The following is an 18,269-nucleotide window of genomic DNA, read 5'->3' as shown; positions in this document are numbered from 1 at the left end:
GCGACACCACCCGTGACCGCAGCCCTCGTCGTGAACTCCGGATCGAGTTCGTTCAAGTACCAGCTCATCGAACTCGAGGGGGAGCGCACGCTCGCCTCCGGGCTCGTGGAGCGCATCGGCGAGTCGGCCGGCGCGTGGAAGCACACCAACGCGCTGACGGGGGAGTCGTCGTCGAACGACGCAGCGTCCGTGCCGGACCACGCCGCCGGGTTCCAGGCGATGATCGACGCGTTCGCCAAGGTCGGTCCGTCGTTCGACGAGCACCCGCCGGCCGTCGTCGGCCACCGCGTCGTGCACGGCGGCACCACCTTCGACCGCGCGACGGTGGTGACGGACGACGTCGAACGACAGATCGAGGCGCTCAACAGCCTCGCGCCGCTGCACAACCCGGCGAACCTCGAGGGGATCCGGGCCGCGAAGCAGGTGTTCTCCGACGTGCCGCACGTCGCCGTGTTCGACACCGCGTTCCACCAGACCATGCCGCCGCACGCGTACACGTACGCGATCCCGGCCGACCTGGCGGCGAAGTACTCCATCCGCCGCTACGGCATGCACGGCACGAGCCACAAGTACGTCTCCGAGCAGGCCGCGGTCTTCCTCGACCGCCCGCTGTCCGAGCTGAAGACCATCGTGCTGCACCTGGGCAACGGTGCCTCGGCCGCAGCGATCGACGGCGGGAAGTCGATCGAGACGTCGATGGGCCTCACGCCGCTCGAGGGCCTCGTCATGGGCACCCGCTCCGGCGACCTCGACCCCGCCGTCCTGCTGCACCTGCACCGCGAGGCCGGGCTGTCCTTCGACGAACTCGACACCATGCTCAACAAGCGGTCCGGGCTGCTCGGCCTGACCGGCAACGGCGACATGCGCGACGTCCAGGACGCCGCCCTCAACGGTGACGAGGTCGCCGAAGCGGCGCTCGCCGTGTACCGCCACCGCATCCGTCGCTACGTCGGCGCCTACACGGCGCAGCTCGGCGGGCTCGACGCGGTGGTCTTCACCGCCGGCGTCGGCGAGAACAACGCGCTGCTGCGCCGGCGCGTGCTCGCCGGGCTCGAGCACCTGGGCATCGAGATCGACGCGGACCGCAACGAGCTGGGATCCCGGGAGGCCCGGGTCATCTCCACGGACACCTCACGTGTCGCGGTGCTCGTGATCCCGACGAACGAGGAACTGGAGATCGCCCGGCAGTCGGCTGCGGTCGCGCTCTGACGCGCTGCGTGCTGGGCGGAGCGATGTGTGGCCTGGTGCCAGCACGGTGCGGCCTGGGTGGGCTGGTGCGGGGTTGGTGGCTGGGTGCGCGCTTGTAGCGCGGCACGGAGCGTGCAGGCTCGCACGGGGTGAGGAGGTGCGCACGGTGCGGACGGGGGGGGGGCGCCTCAGGACAGGGCGTCGAGGGCCGCGGGGATCGGCGTGTTCCCGCTCGTGACCTCGAACTGGACCCCGACGGCCGAGTCGTCGAGCAGGGCGTGCAGCACGACCGTGGCGACGTCGGCACGGGGGATCGAGCCGCGCGGCACGGTGCGCCCGACGTCGACCGTTCCTTGCGGCGGCGTGTCGAGCAGGGCTCCCGGACGCACGATCGTCCACCGCAGCCGTCGGGCGCGCAGGTTCGCGTCGGCCTCGGCCTTCGCCCGGAGGTAGACCTGGAACACGGCGGCGTCGTCCTTCGCAGGGACCACCGCGGCCTCGGCGTCGTAGGTGTCCGCCGCCATCGCCGACACCATCACGTAGCGGTCGATGCCCGCGCGCTCAGCGGCATCCGCGAGCAGGATCGCGCCGTCCCGGTCGACGGTGAGCTTGCGCTCCGCACCGCTGTTCGGCCCGGCGCCGGCGGCGAACACCACGGCGTCGACCCCGCGGAGGCGCAGTGCCAGGTCGTCGTCGCCGAGCTGTTCGAGGTCCGCGACGATCGCCGTGGCACCCTGCTGCTCCACGTCGGCGACGTGCGCGGGGTTGCGGACGATCGCGACGGCGTCGTGTCCGGCGTCGGTGATCTGGCGGGCGAGGAGCAGTGCGATCTGGCCGTGTCCTCCGGCGATGGCGATCTTCATGTGTCAATCCTGCCCGGTCGCATCCGGTAGAGTTGTCGGCGGCTCCTCACGTGACGCCATCCAGGTGAACTCCCCCAGGGCGGAAACGCAGCAAGGGTAGCCGGGCTCTGGCGGGTGCGTGGGGAGTCTTTTCGTCGTTCGAGGCAACGCGCACAGACCTGTGGAGGGGCACGCGGGTGTCGGTCGTCCCGGCTACCCTGGTCGCGTGGTCACCGCCCTGTATCGCCGTTACCGGCCCGAGAACTTCGCCGAGCTGATCGGGCAGTCGCAGGTCACCGACCCGCTCCGCACGGCGCTCCGCACCAACCGCGTCAACCACGCCTACCTGTTCAGCGGTCCGCGCGGCTGCGGCAAGACGACCTCGGCCCGCATCCTGGCGCGGTGCCTCAACTGCGCCGAGGGGCCGACCGACACCCCGTGCGGCGTCTGCCCGAGCTGTGTCGAACTCGCCCGTGACGGCAGCGGTTCGCTCGACGTCATCGAGATCGACGCCGCGAGCCACAACGGTGTCGACGACGCGCGCGACCTCCGTGACCGCGCCGTGTTCGCCCCCGCGCGCGACCGCTACAAGATCTTCATCCTCGACGAAGCGCACATGGTCACCCCGCAGGGGTTCAACGCGCTGCTCAAGCTGGTCGAAGAACCGCCGGAGCACGTCAAGTTCATCTTCGCGACGACCGAGCCGGAGAAGGTCATCGGCACCATCCGGTCGCGCACCCACCACTACCCGTTCCGGCTCGTGCCGCCCGCCGTCATGCTCGAGTACATCGAGCAGCTCTGCACGCAGGAATCGGTCACGGTCGCACCCGGCGTCCTGCCCCTGGTCGTGCGCGCCGGCGGTGGTTCCGTCCGCGACACCCTGTCCCTGCTCGACCAGCTCATCGCCGGCAGCGAAGACGGCGCGATCGCCTACGAACGCGCGGTCGCCCTGCTCGGCTACACCGATGCCGCGCTGCTCGACGACGTCGTGGACGCCCTCGCCGTGGCCGACCCGGCCTCCGCCTTCGCTGCGATCGACCGGGTCGTGCAGACCGGTCAGGACCCGCGTCGGTTCGTCGAGGACCTGCTCGAGCGCTTGCGCGACCTGATCGTCGTCGCGGCGACGAACGAGAGCGCCGCAGCGGTCCTGCGCGGTGTCTCGCCGGACGAGCTCGACACCATGACCCGGCAGGCCGGTGTCTTCGGTGCCACCGGGCTGTCCCGTGGCGCGGACATCGCGAACAAGGCGCTGACCGACATGACCGGAGCGACCTCGCCCCGGCTGCACCTCGAGCTCATGACGGCGCGCATGCTCGTGCCCGAGGCCGACGACACCCAGCGCGGTGCCCTCGCCCGGGTCGAGCGGCTCGAGCGCCGCGTCGGTGTCGGGGACGCCGGCGGACACCAGGCACCGTCCGGCGCAGTCGCGGCGCCGGGGTCCACCCAGCCGGCCGCCACCAGCACGGCGCCCGCACCGGCCCCGTCGTCGGCTGCGGCACCGCGTCGGCAGGAGCCCGCAGCGCAGCAGATCCCCGCCGCCCAGCAGGCCCCGGCCGTCCAGCAGGCCCCAGCGGCGCAGCAGGAGCCCGCCGCGGCGTCGGCGAACGCGGCTGCGGCGGCTCAGTCCGACGCCGGAAGTGCGGCACGTGACGCCGCAGCCTCCTGGGCCGCAGCCGTCCCGAGCGCTCCCGAGCCCGCTGCTCCGACCACCGAACAAGTCAGTGCTTCGTCCACGGGCCAGGGCACGACGATCGGTGACGAGCCGGCGGTCCGGACCGTCGGCGCCGTGGGCTTCCAGCAGATGCGCGACGCCTGGCCGCAGATCGTCGAGCACGTGCAGCACGCCAAGCGGTCGGCGTGGTCGGTCGTCGTCACCGCACAGGTGACCGCGCTGCGCGACGACGTGCTGACCCTGACCTTCCCGAGCCAGCAGGACGTCGCCTCGTTCAAGGAGATGTCCGACCCCTCGGCCAGTGTGAGCGAACTGCTCCGCGCCGCGATCATGGACGTCATCGGGCTCCGCGTGAAGTTCGTCGCCCGCGGTCCCGGGGGGCCTGGTCAACAGCGCACCCCGGTCCCCACGCAGCAGCCGTCCGCCCCGGCCGGCCGTCCGGCGCCGGCGAGCCAGCCCGCTGAGCAGCCGCAGTCGCAGCCGCAGCCGCAGACGTCGTCGGCGCCGCAGTCCGCCGCGCCCGCTCCGACGTCGGCCCCGGCCCCGGCCTCCGAGGCCGCTGCAGCCACCGGGGACGGTCCGGCCGCCCCTGCTGAGGCCGCCGCCTCCGCAGCGCCCGACACGACGGCGGCACCCGAACCCGCGGCGTCCACGCCGGAGTCCGGTCCCGCCGCCACCGAGCCGGAGCCCCGTCCGGCGCAGGCACCCGCTCCGGCGTCGGCGCCGGCTCCCGCTGCTGCGTCGGCACCCGCTCCGGCGCAGGCACCCGCTCCCGCGCAGGCGCCCGCACCGTCCGGCGCACCCGTCACCGACTGGGCGGTCGCGACGATCCCCGCGAGCGACCCCACCGCCGACGCCGTGCCCGAGTCCGTCGAACCCGGCTGGGCGGCACCCTTCGGCACCGCTCCGGCCGCCGCGCCCGTCGCCCCGGCCGAGTCCGTCGACCCGCAGCAGCCCCGGTCCGAGGCGCCTGCGCAACCCGCCGGTGCCACCGCACCGCAGGGGGTGCAGCCGACCGACGGCGGACCGCAGGCGGCGTCGTCGACGGTCGCCGCGCCTCCCGGAGGACCCGTCGTACCGGGCGTGCCCGTCGACGACTACCCGCTGGACGACGAACCGTACGACGACGGCGCGCCGTTCCCGGACCCCGGTCACGGCCGATCCGCTGCAGCGCCCGCGCAGGCACCGACCGCCCCGCGCGCACAGACGGCTCCGCCGGCCGCACCGCGGACCGCACCACCGGCACGTCGTGCGCCGGTCGCCGGTCGCTACGGTGAGGCCGTGGTGCGTGAGATCCTCAATGCCCAGTTCATCGAGGAGACCGCTCTCCACCAGGACGGTGCCTGATGTACGACGGGATCGTCCAGGACCTCATCGACGAGTTCGGTCGCCTGCCGGGCATCGGCCCGAAGTCGGCGCAGCGCATCGCGTTCCACATCCTGCAGACCGAGTCGTTCGACCCGTCGCGGCTGTCCGAGCTGCTGGCGGACGTCAAGGAGCGCGTGCGCTTCTGCGAGATCTGCGGCAACGTCACCGAGAACGTCCAGTGCAGCATCTGCCGCGACCCGCGCCGGTCGCCGGCCACGATCTGCGTGGTGGAAGAGGCGAAGGACGTCGCGGCGATCGAGCGCACCCGTGAGTTCCGCGGGCTCTACCACGTGCTCGGTGGCGCGATCAGCCCGATCGACGGCATCGGCCCGGACGACCTGCGTATCCAGCAGCTCATGACGCGCCTGGCCGACGGCACGGTCGAAGAGGTCATCATCGCGACCGACCCCAACCTCGAGGGCGAGGCGACGGCGACCTACCTGAGCCGGCTGCTCGTCCCGATGGGCATCCGGACGACCCGGCTGGCCTCGGGCCTGCCGGTCGGCGGCGACCTCGAGTACGCCGACGAGGTCACGCTCGGCCGCGCGTTCGAGGGCCGTCGCGTCGTCGGCGGCTGAGCTCCACGCAGGATCGTTGCGTGTGGGGCGGCTCGCACGCAACATCCTCGAAACACCTACTACCATTGTGAGACCGCGTGACCTCGCGGTGTCGCCGTCTCCGGGAGTACCAGCCAGTGGCCTTGATCGTGCAGAAGTTCGGTGGATCCTCCGTCGCGGACGCCGAGAGCATCAAGCGCGTGGCGAAGCGGATCGTCGAGACGAAGAAGGCCGGCAACGACGTCGTCGTGGCGGTGTCGGCGATGGGCGACACCACCGACGAACTCGTCGACCTGGCGCACTCGGTCACCCCGATCCCCGCCGGCCGTGAGCTCGACATGCTCCTGACCGCGGGGGAGCGCATCTCGATGGCGCTGCTCGCGATGGCGATCAAGAGCCTCGGGGTCGAAGCCTCGTCGTACACCGGCAGCCAGGCGGGCATGCTCACCGACGCGCAGCACGGCAAGGCGCGCATCGTCGACGTCACCCCGAAGCGCGTGCGCGAGGCGCTCGACTCCGGCCACGTCGCGATCGTCGCGGGGTTCCAGGGGTTCAACCGCACGACGGGCGAGATCACCACGCTCGGCCGGGGCGGCTCGGACACGACGGCCGTCGCCCTCGCCGCCGCGCTCGACGCCGACGTCTGCGAGATCTACACCGACGTCGACGGCATCTTCACCGCCGACCCTCGGGTCGTGCCGAAGGCCCGCAAGGTCGACCGCATCACGAGCGAGGAGATGCTCGAGCTCGCGGCGTCCGGCGCCAAGGTCCTCTACATCCGTGCCGTCGAGTACGCCCGCCGGCACGGCGTCACCCTGCACGTCCGGTCCTCGTTCAACAACACCGAGGGCACCATCGTCTACAACCCTGCCGAGGGGGAAACCGTGGAAGAACCGATCATCACCGGGATCGCCGGAGACCTCTCCGAGGGGAAGATCACCGTCGTGGGCGTCCCGGACAAGCCGGGCAAGGCCGCCGAGATCTTCACCAACGTCGCACGCGCCGGGGCGAACATCGACATGATCGTCCAGAACGTGTCGGCGGCGTCGACCGGGCGGACGGACATCTCGTTCACCCTGCCGAAGGACCAGGGCCAGACCGTGCTCACGGCGCTCGAGGTCGCGAAGTCCGACATCGGCTACGAGAGCATCCAGTACGACGACCAGATCGGCAAGCTCGCCCTGGTCGGTGCCGGTATGCGCACGAACGCCGGCGTCTCGGCGAAGCTCTTCCGCGCGCTGCACGACGCGTCGATCAACATCGAGATGATCTCCACCTCGGAGATCCGCATCTCGGTCGTCACCCGCGCCGACACCCTCAACGAGGCGATGCGGGTCGTGCACAACGCGTTCGACCTCGACGCCGAGGCCGAAGCCGTCGTCCACGCCGGCACCGGCCGCTGACCCACGCTGACCCGCTGAACCAGGAGCACCGCATGAGCACCCTCACCGTCGCCGTCGTCGGCGCCACCGGACAGGTCGGCGCCGTGATGCGTCGTCTGCTCGAAGAGCGCGCGTTCCCGGCCGACCAGGTCCGGTTCTTCGCGAGCGCCCGGTCCGCCGGCACGACCCTGTTGTTCCGCGGCGAGCAGATCGTGGTCGAGGACTCCGAGCTGGCCGACCCGTCGGGCATCGACATCGCCCTGTTCTCGGCCGGTGCCACCGCCTCGCGGGCCCTCGCGCCGAAGTTCGCCGCCGCCGGGGCACTCGTCGTCGACAACTCCAGCGCCTGGCGCATGGACCCCGAGGTCCCGCTCGTCGTGAGTGAGGTCAACCCGCACGCGATCGACCAGGCCCCCAAGGGGATCATCGCGAACCCCAACTGCACCACCATGGCGATCATGCCGGTGCTCAAGGTGCTGGACACCGAGGCCGGGCTCCGCCGTCTGGTCGCCACGACCTACCAGGCCGTCTCCGGCTCCGGACTCGCCGGCGTCGAGGAACTCCTCGGCCAGGCGCGTGCCGCCCTCGAGCAGGACACCGCAGCGCTCACCCACGACGGTTCCGCAGTGACGTTCCCCGAGCCGGTCAAGTACGTCCGCCCGATCGCCTTCGACGTCGTGCCGCTCGCCGGCAGCATCGTCGAGGACGGCCTGGGGGAGACCGACGAAGAGAAGAAGCTCCGCAACGAGAGCCGCAAGATCCTCGAGCTCCCCGACCTGCTCGTCGCCGGCACGTGCGTGCGTGTGCCGGTCTTCACGGGCCACTCCATCTCGGTGCACGCCGAGTTCGAGCGTCCGCTGTCGCCCGAGCGTGCGACCGAGATCCTGTCGAGCGCACCGGGCGTGGAGCTGTCGGACGTTCCGACGCCGCTGCAGGCCGCCGGTCAGGACCCCGCGTTCGTCGGGCGCATCCGTGCCGACCAGTCCGCGCCCGAGGGGCGTGGGCTCGCACTGTTCGTCAGCAACGACAACCTGCGGAAGGGTGCAGCGCTCAACGCGGTGCAGATCGCCGAGGCGATCGTCGCGCGCCGCACCGTCGCCGCGTAGCGGCAGAGTCGCCGCTCAGCGGCGCGGCCGCGCGCAGCGACTCGGTCACCGCGCGCGGCTGACCGGCCTGTCGGTCGACGCCGGTAGGATCGACGGGTGGCAGTGAAGCAGGTGGACCCGATCGATGTCGTCCTCGTCGGGGGAGGCATCATGAGCGCCACCCTCGGCGCGATCATCCACCGGCTCGAGCCCTCGTGGAAGATCCGCGTGTACGAGCGCCTCGGTGCCGTCGCGCAGGAGTCCTCGAACCCGTGGAACAACGCCGGCACCGGGCACTCCGCGCTCTGCGAGCTGAACTACACGCCCGAGCTCGCCGACGGTCGCGTCGAGATCGCGAAGGCCGTCACGGTCAACGAGCAGTTCCAGGTCTCGCGGCAGTTCTGGTCGCACCTGGTCGAGATCGGTACGCTGCCCGACCCGTCCAACTTCATCAACCCGACCCCGCACATCTCCTTCGTCTGGGGTGCGGACAACGTCGAGTACATGCGCAAGCGCTACGAGGCGATGCGGGGGCACCCGCTGTTCGCCGGGATCGAGTTCTCCGACGACCCCGCCCAGATCCGCAAGTGGGCGCCCGCGCTCATCCCCGGTCGCAAGAAGGACCAGCCGATCGCCGCGACCTACTCGGCGGCGGGCTCCGACGTCGACTTCGGGTCGCTCACCCGGCAGTTGTTCGACCAGCTCGAGCTCGACGGGCTCGAGTTCGAACCGAACCACCAGGTCAAGAACATCTCGCGGGGCAAGGACTTCGACGGCTGGGCGCTCGACGTCCTGAACGAGGTCGGTCGGTCGACGCAGAAGATCGCCGCGAAGTTCGTCTTCGTCGGTGCCGGCGGTGGGGCCCTGCAGCTGCTGCAGAAGTCCGGCATCCCGGAGATCCGTGGGTACGGCGGCTTCCCGGTCTCCGGCGAGTTCCTGCGCACCGACGACCCCGAGGTCGTGCAGAAGCACGCAGCCAAGGTCTACGGCAAGGCCAGCGTGGGGGCGCCGCCGATGTCGGTGCCGCACCTGGACACCCGCATCGTCGACGGCAACGCGTCGCTGATGTTCGGGCCGTACGCCGGGTTCAGCCCGAAGTTCCTGAAGCAGGGGTCGATGCTCGACCTGTTCAAGTCGATCCGACCGCACAACCTGCGCCCGATGCTGAGCGTCGCGTTCTCCAACTTCGACCTGGTGCGCTACCTGATCGGCCAGCTGCTCGCCTCGAAGCAGACGAAGTTCGACGCGCTGCGCGACTTCATGCCGAGCGCCGAGCCCGAGAACTGGCACAAGATCATCGCGGGCCAGCGGGTGCAGGTCATCAAGCCGGACAAGGACAAGGGCGGGGTGCTGCAGTTCGGCACCGAGGTCATCACGGCTGCCGATGGTTCGATCGCCGGGCTCCTCGGAGCCTCGCCGGGGGCGTCGACCGCCGTGCCGATCATGCTCGGCCTGCTCCGGAAGTGCTTCCCCGACCGGTGGGACGGCTGGCAGGACGCGGTCCACGAGATGGTCCCGACCTACGGGCGGGACCTCGGTGACGACGCCGCCCTGGCCGACGCCACCCTCGAGCGCACGGCGAAGGTGCTCGGCCTGCACCACTGACCAGCTCCGGCTTGCGGCCCGTTCGAACATGTGTTCGAATGACGGCATGCGGTGGAGTGGACAGGCGATCGATGCCGAGCAGAGCGACGCACTGCCGGGCATGGAGTCGAACAGCGGGTTCGTCCGGAGTGTGACGACGCCCGAGTTCGCGGGTGTCACGTTCCACGAGGTGCTGGCGAAGAGCGCGCTGAACCGGGTGCCGAGCGCCGACTGTTCCGGCACCTACGGGTGGACCATCAACCCGTACCGGGGGTGCAGTCACGCGTGCGTGTACTGCTTCGCGCGGCCGACGCACACCTACCTCGAGTTCGACGGCGGAGCCGACTTCGACCAGCAGATCGTCGTGAAGACGAACGTGGCCGACGTCCTGCGGCGTGAGCTCGGCAAGCCCACGTGGGACCGTCACCCGATCGCGCTCGGCACGAACACCGACCCGTACCAGCGTGCCGAGGGTCGGTACCGACTGATGCCCGGGGTGATCCAGGCGTTGGCAGACAGCCGCACACCGTTCAGCATCCTGACGAAGGGCACGCTGCTCCGGCGCGACCTGCCGCTCCTGGCCGAGGCGGCGAAGGTGGTGCCGGTCGACCTCGCGATGTCGATCGCCGTGTACGACGACGACCTGCAGCAGTCGGTGGAGCCCGGCACCCCCACGACGGCTGCGCGGCTCGCCACCGTGCGGGCGATCCGCGACGCCGGGCTCGACTGCGCAGTGTTCCTCATGCCCGTGCTGCCGTACATCACCGACACCCGTGCACACCTCGACGACGCCGTCGGTCGGGCGGCGGCGGCCGGTGCCACGAGCGTCATGTACTCCGCGCTGCACCTGCGGCCGGGCGTGAAGCCGTGGTGGTTCGAGTGGCTCGGACGCGAACGGCCCGACCTGGTGGCGCGCTACCGGGCGATGTACCTCGACAACACCTTCGCGCCGAAGGACTACCGCCGCTGGCTGTCGGAGCGCATCCGACCGATCCTGGCGGCGCACGGCGTCGGCCTCGGGCGCGTGGACCCGGCGACGGGGTCGATGGGCTTCTCGGACCCCTCGACGGTGCCGCAGGAACAGTCGATCCCCACGACGTCGCCGCTCAAGCGCGCGGATCCGGGCTTCGACCGCCTTCTGCTCCGACCGGTCGCGCCGCAGACGTTGTTCTGAGCAACGAAGGTTGCGCGTTCGGGGGACATCGGTGCGTGGTGGGGGCCGGTATCATCGACCGGGTCGCCGAACGGACGCTGTTTCGGGGTACACGGTCAGCACCGAGGTGTTTGATCGTGGGCGGCATTCCCGCCACCCGGAAGGACCCATCTCGTGCTCGGCATCCCCACGCACCTCGCTCCGCGAGTGAACGCGTGGTCGACGGTGCGGGCCTTCCACGCCGGTGCGATCGGATCGTTGGTGGCGGCGGCGATCGCGCTGCTGCTGTACCGGCTGTCCGAGCCCGACGTGCAGGTGATCAGTGCGGTCCTGGCGCTCGTCCCGATGCTCGGCATGATCGGCGTGCACGTGCAGTTCGGCACCTGGCGCTCCGCGGTCGCGTTCCTGATCGTCGGCGGCGTCTGTGCGTGGTGGTTCGCGATGGTCGTGCAGCAGCAGGTCCCGTTGGGCTGGGTCACCTCGTACCTGCTGTCGTTGGCGGTCATCCCGCTCATCCTGGTCGGCGGTGCCGGCGCGGTGCCGAGCCGCGTCGTGCTGTGGTCCTTCCTCGGCTTCCTGACCGGACGGGTGGCGACGTGGATCGCGGTCGTCCAGGCCGACGGCCCACCGCGTCCGCTCGTGCTCGCCTGGGTGACGCTCGGCTTCGTGGTCGTCCTGGTGCTGTTCACGAGCCGGAGCACCGGTCGGTCGGAGCGGGTGCAGCCGGAGCTGTTGCGCTCGGCGCGTGAGGAGCACGTCTCCGCGTACCGCGCCGGGGTCGAGGCCGAGGCGGCTGCGATCCTGCACGACACCGTCCTGAACCACCTCAACGCGATCGCCCTGGCGCCCGACGGACCGATGGACCCGCACCTGGCACGGACCGTCGAAGCCGACGTCGCCGTCCTGACCGGCAAGGGGTGGCTGGCACCGGCCGCCCGGCAGCGACCGGGTGCAGCCGTCGACGCGTTCGCCGTCATGGTCGACGAGCACCGTGCGGCCGGTCTCGATGTCACGGTTTCCGGTGATCCGTCCGCCCTCGACCGGCTCGACCAGCGTGCCGTCACCGCGCTCGTCCGCGCCGTGGGGCAGTGTCTGGCCAACGTCCGCAAGCACGCCGGTGTCGACGCGGCCGAGGTCAGCGTCTTCGACGACGGTGCGTCGTGCACCGTGATGGTGGTCGACGACGGTCGCGGTTTCGACGAGGACTCCACGGGCTCCGACCGGATGGGCCTGCGTGGCTCGGTCCGCGACCGCATCGGGCGGGTGGGCGGCGACGTCCAGATCTGGTCGTCGCCCGGTTCGGGGACGAGCGTGATGATGACGGTGCCGTTCGGACCGGTCACCGCCACGACCGACGCCGTGGCCACCGACCACGTCGGCACCGTGGTCCCCGACGAGGTCGGCGGCGTGCAGGGAGCCGACCGGTGAGCGCCACGACCGAGGCGCGTCGGACCGCGCAGCAGTACGACCCGCTCGGCGCGATGGGGTCGCGTCCGCTCGCGATCGGGCTCGGCGCGGCCAGCATCGTCTGGGCGCTCCTGGTGTCCGTGTTCGACCGTGACGTTGTGGGCAGCCCCACCCTCAGCGCGCTCACCGTCATCCTGGTCGCGGCGTCGGCAGCGGTCGTGTTCACCGCCTCGAGTCCGTTCCGCGCACCGTTCCCGCGGTGGGCGTTCGTCGCGCACGTCGGGCTGCTCGGCCTGGCGTCGGTGACGAGCGTCGCCGCGCAGTGGGGACCCGACCGCAGCGCGCTGAACGACTTCATGTCGCTCATCACGGCGACCGGCATCGTGATGGTCGCGCCGTACCGGCCCTGGACGGACCTGACCATCGGCGGCGCCCTGCTCGCCGTCGTCAACGCCGCGACCTGGGGCGTCGGTGCAGCGACGTTCCCGCACGAGATCCCCGTCGCCGTCGCGGCCTTCCTGGCGGCGGCACCGACCCTGGTGCTGACCGCTGCGTCGGCCGTCTTCGCGTGGACGTTCGCGGGTCTGGCCGAGCGGGTGCAGATCCGGGCTGGTTCCTACTCGGTCGAGCGTGCGGAGCGGGACGGCATCGCGGCGAGCGTGCAGCAGGACCGGTCGACGATCCTCGCCCGCGACGTCGCACCGTTCTTCGCCGAGCTGCGCACGCGCGAGGTCATCACCGATGCCGACCGCGAGCGGGCACGACTGATCGCCGACGGCATCCGCCGGGCGATGGTCGCCGACGCGGACCGCACCTGGTTCGAGCAGGCCGTGCGGGTCGAGGGCGGGGAGGCCCCGGTGGTCGACGACCCGGACGGGCTCGCCGCGATGCTCGACGCCGACCAGCGCTCCGTGGTGCGGACGTTCCTGCGGGCCGCCTTCCGTGCCTCGACCGTCGACCCGGCCGGGTTCCGGGCAACGCTCCGACGCGCGGACGGGCAGGACGACGCGGCCACACGCGGCGATGCAGCGCGCACCGACCCGGCCCGCACCGACCCGGCCCGCACCGACACCGCCCGCACCGACCCGGCCCGCGACGCCCGCGTGCTGCTCGAACTCGACCTCGCCGTGGCCGACTCCGACATCGGGATCCACCGCACCTTCGACCCCTACTTCGCCGTCCTCCGTGTGACGTTCCCCGACCTCGACGTCGCGGTTCGTCCGTCCTCCCTCGCACTAAGGTTCTCCTATGACCAGCACTGACCCGAACAGGCTCTCGGAGGGGTCCCCGTCCCTCCCGAACCCGGGGGCACGACGTGTGCGGTTGGCCATCCTCGACGACCACGAGGTGCTGCTGGACAGCCTGTCGAGCTGGATCGCGGTGAACGCGTTCGACTTCGACCTGGCCCTGACCGCGCACACCTGGCTCGAGATGGTCCACAGCGACAGCTTCCCGACCGACCTGGTGTTCCTCGACTTCCAGCTCAAGGAACCCGTCTCGATCGAGGCCCGTGTCCGCACCTGCCGTGCCGCCGGCGCGAAGGTCATCGTGCTCTCCAGCGTCGACAGCCGCGAGTCCCGCGACCGTGCCCTGGCAGCAGGCGCCGCGGCGTTCCTGTCGAAGTCCTTGCCGATGCGTGAGGTCATGGACGTCGCCCGCGAGATCATGGGCGTCGCACGCGAGACCCCGCAGCCGCGGGAGTGGCGTCCGCTGCCCACCGGAGCGGCTGCGCACCAGCGTCCGAAGCTCAGCCACGGCGAGGAAGAAGCGCTCCGGCTGTACGTGTCCGGCTACTCGACGAACGAAGTCGCCGCGCAGATGAACGTGCAGTACGAGACCGCGAAGACCTACCTGCGCCGGGTCCGCGAGAAGTACAGCAAGGTCGGCCGTCCCGCCTCGAAGAAGTCCGACCTGATCCGGCGGGCCGCCGAGGACGGGTTCCTCGCGTAGTGGCGAAGCTCTACTTCCGCTACGGCGCGATGAACAGCGGCAAGAGCACGGGGCTCCTGCAGGCTGCCTACAACTACGAGGAGCGCGGCCACCGGGTCCTGCTCGCGAAGCCCGCGGTGGACACCAAGGGCGACCGTGAGATCGTGTCCCGCCTCGGCGTGACCCGCACCGTCGACCTGGTCTTCGCCCCCGATGCCGACGTCCGGTCCGCGGTCGCCGCGGCCGGCGCCGTCGACCCCGAGTCCGACCGCCTCGACGGCATGGTCCGCGCCGTCAGCTGCGTGCTGGTCGACGAGGCGCAGTTCCTCACGCCGCAGCAGGTGGACGACCTGCTGCGCATCGCGGTCCTCGACGAGATCCCGGTGATCACGTACGGCATCCGCACCGACTTCCGCACCGAGGCGTTCCCGGGCAGCGCCCGCCTGCTCGAGGTCGCGCACTCGCTCGAAGAGCTCAAGACGATCTGCCGGTGCGGACGCAAGGCCGTCTTCAACGCCCGCACCGTCGACGGCCGGTTCGTGTTCGACGGCTCGCAGGTCGCCATCGACGGCGTCGACGTCGCCTACGAGTCGCTCTGCGCCAACTGCTACCTGACGGAGTCCGGCGGCCGGCTCGACGGCGCCTGATCCGCTCTGCGGGCAGATCGTCACACACCGCTCGCGTTCGCCGAGCGGACACGTCGTGTCGCCGCTCCGCCCGTCGGGCGACCGGACGCGACCAGTCCGAGAGGTGCGCGCGGCAGGTCGTGACCGCTCGGCGCTCGAGACGCGACCGCAGACGGCCTGGAGGCGCGGTGCAGCCCCGCCACGGGCCTCCCGGCCGTCGCGCCTGACGTCCAAGGCGCGCCGCATGCGTCCGCCGTTCGGTCGCGAACCGTCGCTTGTGCGACGTCCGGGCGACGCCTGGTGACCGGTCGGCTGGCGGACGACGGCGTGTCCTGACCGGTGGAGGAGGCGGTCTCGTCGTGGAATGCGTGTGCCGCGGCGTGCGTTGGTGACCACATGAGCGACGACACCCTGCACCTGTCCGTCCTGGACCTGGCGACGCGCGAGTACGGCCAGTCCAACACCGAAGCCCTGCAGGGCTCGATCGACATGGCGGTCCACGCCGAGAAGCTCGGCTACGAGCGGTTCTGGGTCGCCGAGCACCACGGCATGCCCGGCATCACCTCGTCGGCCCCCGCGGTGCTGCTGAGCGCCGTCGGCGCGGCCACCTCGACCATCCGCATCGGCTCCGGCGGCGTCATGCTGCCGAACCACGCACCCCTCGTCATCGCCGAGCAGTTCGGCACGCTCCGAGCGCTGTACGGCGACCGCGTCGACCTCGGGCTCGGCCGTGCGCCGGGTACCGACGGGGCGACCGCGATGGCGCTGCGCCGCACCGACCGGCTCGACGTCGACGACTTCCCGGACCGCCTCGCCGACCTGATCGGGTTCTTCACCGGCATGGACGAGTCGAACCCGCTGTCCCGCATCCGCGCGGTGCCCGGCTACGGCGACGTGCCGGAGTTCTGGTTGCTCGGTTCCTCCGGGTACAGCGCGCAGGTGGCCGGGGCGCTCGGCGTCTCGTTCGCCTTCGCCCACCACTTCGCGTCGGACAACACCGAGGCGGCGCTCGCGCTGTACCGCGACTCGTTCCGGCCCTCGCGGTTCCGCCAGACGCCGAACGCACTCATCGGCGTGCAGGTCGTCACCGACGAGGACCCGGCCGTCGTCGACGAGCAGAGCGCTCCCGGGATGATCTCGTTCATCCGGATGCGCTCCGGACGGAAGCCCGAGCCGGTCTCGATGGACGAGGCCCGCGCGTACGAGTTCAACGACCTCGAGCGTCGGTTCATCGCCGCCCGCACCGAGCGCCAGGCGTACGGCACCGCCGACCAGGTGGCGGACAAGATCAACGCGCTCGTGGAGTCCACCGGGGCGAACGGCGTGATCGTCGCTCCGGGTGCTGCGCAGGCGCGGTACCGGCACCAGGCGCTCGACGTCGTGGCAGGGCTGCACGCCGCCGGGCGGCTCGTGCGCGCTGGCGCGGCGGCGTCCGCGTCGGTCTAGCTCGTTCGCTCGTTCGTTCGCTTGGTGAGCAGAAATGGTCGGGTCGCCGTCGGGCACCCGACCATTTCTGCTCACCAAGTGGAGCGGAGCCTCAGGTGAGCAGGCCGAGGCGCGTCGCCGCAGCCACGGCGCCGACCCGCGAACCGACGTCGAGCTTGCGGAACACGTTGTAGACGTGCCGCTTGACCGTGCCGATCGCGAGCTGCAGGTCCGTCGCGATCTCGGCGTTGGTGCGCGCAGCCGCGAGGAGCCGCAAGACCTCGAGCTCGCGGTCGCTGAGCGGTGATCCCGCGCGGGCCTCGGTGACCAGGTCGACCGGGAACGTCACCGGCGCGGCATCGGCGTGTGCGGCCCGGGCGATGCGGTCGACGAGCTCGCGGCTCGGGGTGTCCTTCGTCACGAAGTCGACCGCACCGGCGTCGAGCAGTGTCCGACGCAGGACGGCATCGCGGTGCATCGTGAGCACCACCACGCGGACGTCCGGACGGGTGCGGCGCACCGTGGCGATCGTGGTGCGTGCCGGCGGACCGTCGAGCTCGACGTCGAGGAGCAGGACGTCGATGGCGGCCGCCTCGGGGGAGTCGAGGACGTCGGACGGACGCTCGCCGTGTGCGACCACACGGATCGTGGGGACAGCGGCGAGGATCGTGGCCAGTCCTTCGCGGAACAGCTGGTGGTCGTCGACGATGGCGACGTGCGTGACGGTCACAGCGTGCCCCTCGGGATCGTCAGGCGGACGGTGGTGCCGGTGCCTGGGGTGCTCTCGACGTCGAGTCGCGCGCCGATGACCGCGGCCCGCTCGCGCATGGTCTGCTGCCCGAGGCGTCCGTCGGCGTCGGCATCGGGGTCGAAGCCCGGACCGTCGTCGGAGACCGTCACGACGAGGGATGCCGTGGTCCACGCGAAGTGCACCTCGGCGGTGGAGTGCGGAGCGTGCTTCCGGCGGTTCGTGAGCGCCTCGAGCAGGATCGTCAGTGCTTCTTCCGCCTGCCAGTTCGGCAGGTGCTCGGGCGTACCCGTGGTGCTGAACGACAAACGGTCGTCGTCGGAGAACAGGTCCCTGGCGTGCCGGGCGAGCGCATCGTCGAGCAGGGCGTCGCCGACGCGGGCGTGCAGGCTCACCGCGAGGTCCTGCACGTCGCCGAGTGCTCCGCGCAGCAGCCGTGCGGCGTCGTCGAGCTGGTCGGCTCGTTCACCGGCCGGGGGATCGGTCAGCAGCACGAGGTCGAGCCGCTGGAGCCCGGCGAGGATGCCGTGCGCGACGCGGTCGTGCAGGTCACGGGCGATCTGCGTGCGGGAGTCCAGGTGCGCCGTCGTGGCGCGCTGGCGCAGCGCTTCCGTGTAGGCGACGGCCCCGGCGGGGAACCGGCTCCAGATGCCCGCGTGGAGCGCCCTGGTGGCACGCAGGACCTCGGCGGTGGATTCCGCGCCGACCTCGTCCACGAAGAGCGGCAGGTAGGCGTCGAAGAGCATCTCCGCGGCGAGCATCGCGCCGGCGGGGTGCTGGGACTGTTCGGCGTGCAGGGAGCCGGAGGCCAGGTGCTCCGGATCGAGGTACGCGCCGCTCACCACGCTGTCCTCGGCACCGGCGGCGTAGCGCGCGTGTGCCTCGGCGATCATCGACGTCACGTTGTCGACGAGGTTCTGCGTCAGGACCGGGTCGTCGGCGAGCTCGGGGAACTGTGCGGCGATCCGTTCGAGGACCGGGCGGAAGTGGTCGGCGCGTGACATCGCTGTCGAGGGTATCTGCGTCGTCGCAGCCGGCGGAGCGGCGGCCACGTCGTGTGTCGGGAGGTGTAGTGCCGAGCGCCCGACCGTGGAAAAGCAGAAGGCCCCGGTTCCGGAGAACCAGGGCCTTCTTCGTACTGTCTCAACACAGTGTCGGGGTGACAGGATTTGAACCTGCGACCTCCTCGTCCCGAACGAGGCGCGCTACCAAGCTGCGCCACACCCCGCGGTGTGATCACTCCGTACCGGAGCAACCCGACAATACTATCCGATGATCGGGGGTGCTCACGACCATCCGGCGA

The 18,269-nt window shown here is 71.3% G+C and carries 15 protein-coding genes, 1 tRNA gene and 1 other RNA gene; 13 read left to right on the top strand and 4 right to left on the bottom strand.

Annotated features, from left to right (window positions below):
* The first annotated feature begins 12 nt into the window (after window positions 1-12).
* Complete coding sequence (locus EDF48_RS07915; protein WP_131879253.1) at window positions 13-1,209, top strand: acetate kinase; 1,197 nt, start codon at window positions 13-15, stop codon at window positions 1,207-1,209.
* A 167-nt stretch (window positions 1,210-1,376) separates the two neighbouring features.
* Here EDF48_RS07915 and EDF48_RS07910 read toward each other — a convergent pair whose 3' ends face one another.
* Complete coding sequence (locus EDF48_RS07910; protein ID WP_131879251.1) at window positions 1,377-2,051, bottom strand: SDR family oxidoreductase; 675 nt, start codon at window positions 2,049-2,051, stop codon at window positions 1,377-1,379.
* A gap of 37 nt (window positions 2,052-2,088) precedes the next feature.
* Between EDF48_RS07910 and ffs the strand changes: the two genes are divergently transcribed.
* The 12 genes from ffs to EDF48_RS07850 all read left to right on the top strand — a co-directional run bounded on the left by ffs (window position 2,089) and on the right by EDF48_RS07850 (window position 16,239).
* An RNA gene (ffs, locus tag EDF48_RS07905) (signal recognition particle sRNA small type) lies at window positions 2,089-2,185 on the top strand.
* A 71-nt stretch (window positions 2,186-2,256) separates the two neighbouring features.
* Entirely contained in the window at window positions 2,257-5,049 is a 2,793-nt protein-coding gene (locus EDF48_RS07900) for a DNA polymerase III subunit gamma and tau (protein WP_131879249.1), read from the top strand.
* Window positions 5,049-5,648, top strand: a complete 600-nt coding sequence (gene recR / locus EDF48_RS07895) for a recombination mediator RecR (protein WP_111084231.1) — start codon at window positions 5,049-5,051, stop codon at window positions 5,646-5,648. The genes EDF48_RS07900 and recR overlap by 1 nt, the downstream gene beginning before the upstream one ends.
* Window positions 5,649-5,764: 116 nt before the next feature.
* Complete coding sequence (locus EDF48_RS07890; RefSeq protein WP_131879247.1) at window positions 5,765-7,030, top strand: aspartate kinase; 1,266 nt, start codon at window positions 5,765-5,767, stop codon at window positions 7,028-7,030.
* Between the two features lie 32 nt (window positions 7,031-7,062).
* On the top strand, window positions 7,063-8,115 hold the full coding sequence (locus tag EDF48_RS07885) for an aspartate-semialdehyde dehydrogenase (RefSeq protein ID WP_131879245.1): 1,053 nt from the start codon (window positions 7,063-7,065) through the stop codon (window positions 8,113-8,115).
* A gap of 96 nt (window positions 8,116-8,211) precedes the next feature.
* Window positions 8,212-9,699: a malate:quinone oxidoreductase gene (locus EDF48_RS07880; protein WP_131879243.1), complete on the top strand. Its 1,488-nt coding sequence runs from the start codon at window positions 8,212-8,214 to the stop codon at window positions 9,697-9,699.
* A gap of 46 nt (window positions 9,700-9,745) precedes the next feature.
* Window positions 9,746-10,852 carry an Rv2578c family radical SAM protein gene (locus EDF48_RS07875; protein WP_131879241.1) on the top strand — a complete coding sequence of 369 codons (1,107 nt, stop codon included), beginning with the start codon at window positions 9,746-9,748 and terminating at the stop codon, window positions 10,850-10,852.
* 153 nt (window positions 10,853-11,005) lie between these two features.
* Entirely contained in the window at window positions 11,006-12,259 is a 1,254-nt protein-coding gene (locus EDF48_RS07870; protein ID WP_131879239.1) for an ATP-binding protein, read from the top strand.
* Window positions 12,256-13,500, top strand: coding sequence for a hypothetical protein (locus tag EDF48_RS07865; RefSeq protein ID WP_131879237.1), 1,245 nt, complete (start codon window positions 12,256-12,258; stop codon window positions 13,498-13,500). Before EDF48_RS07870 ends, EDF48_RS07865 begins: the two co-directional genes overlap by 4 nt.
* A 55-nt stretch (window positions 13,501-13,555) precedes the next feature.
* Entirely contained in the window at window positions 13,556-14,188 is a 633-nt protein-coding gene (locus tag EDF48_RS07860; protein WP_111084224.1) for a response regulator, read from the top strand.
* Window positions 14,188-14,814: a thymidine kinase gene (locus EDF48_RS07855; protein ID WP_123292145.1), complete on the top strand. Its 627-nt coding sequence runs from the start codon at window positions 14,188-14,190 to the stop codon at window positions 14,812-14,814. The genes EDF48_RS07860 and EDF48_RS07855 overlap by 1 nt, the downstream gene beginning before the upstream one ends.
* A 375-nt stretch (window positions 14,815-15,189) precedes the next feature.
* The gene (locus tag EDF48_RS07850) at window positions 15,190-16,239 is read left to right on the top strand and encodes an LLM class flavin-dependent oxidoreductase (protein ID WP_131879235.1); all 1,050 of its coding nucleotides are present in this window, start codon (window positions 15,190-15,192) and stop codon (window positions 16,237-16,239) included.
* Between the two features lie 91 nt (window positions 16,240-16,330).
* Here the strand turns inward: EDF48_RS07850 and EDF48_RS07845 are convergent, their stop codons facing one another.
* The 3 genes from EDF48_RS07845 to EDF48_RS07835 form a co-directional block, all read right to left on the bottom strand.
* Entirely contained in the window at window positions 16,331-16,948 is a 618-nt protein-coding gene (locus EDF48_RS07845) for a response regulator transcription factor (RefSeq protein ID WP_131879233.1), read from the bottom strand.
* The gene (locus EDF48_RS07840; protein ID WP_131879231.1) at window positions 16,945-17,970 is read right to left on the bottom strand and encodes an ATP-binding protein; all 1,026 of its coding nucleotides are present in this window, start codon (window positions 17,968-17,970) and stop codon (window positions 16,945-16,947) included. The genes EDF48_RS07845 and EDF48_RS07840 overlap by 4 nt, the downstream gene beginning before the upstream one ends.
* A 150-nt stretch (window positions 17,971-18,120) precedes the next feature.
* A tRNA-Pro gene (locus EDF48_RS07835) sits at window positions 18,121-18,194 on the bottom strand.
* Window positions 18,195-18,269: the final 75 nt, after the last annotated feature.

This window comes from Curtobacterium sp. PhB191, from assembly GCF_004346515.1.
Lineage (GTDB): Bacteria > Actinomycetota > Actinomycetes > Actinomycetales > Microbacteriaceae > Curtobacterium.
The sequence above is the reverse complement of the archived record's forward strand: the minus strand, read 5'-3'. Positions and strand labels throughout refer to the sequence as shown.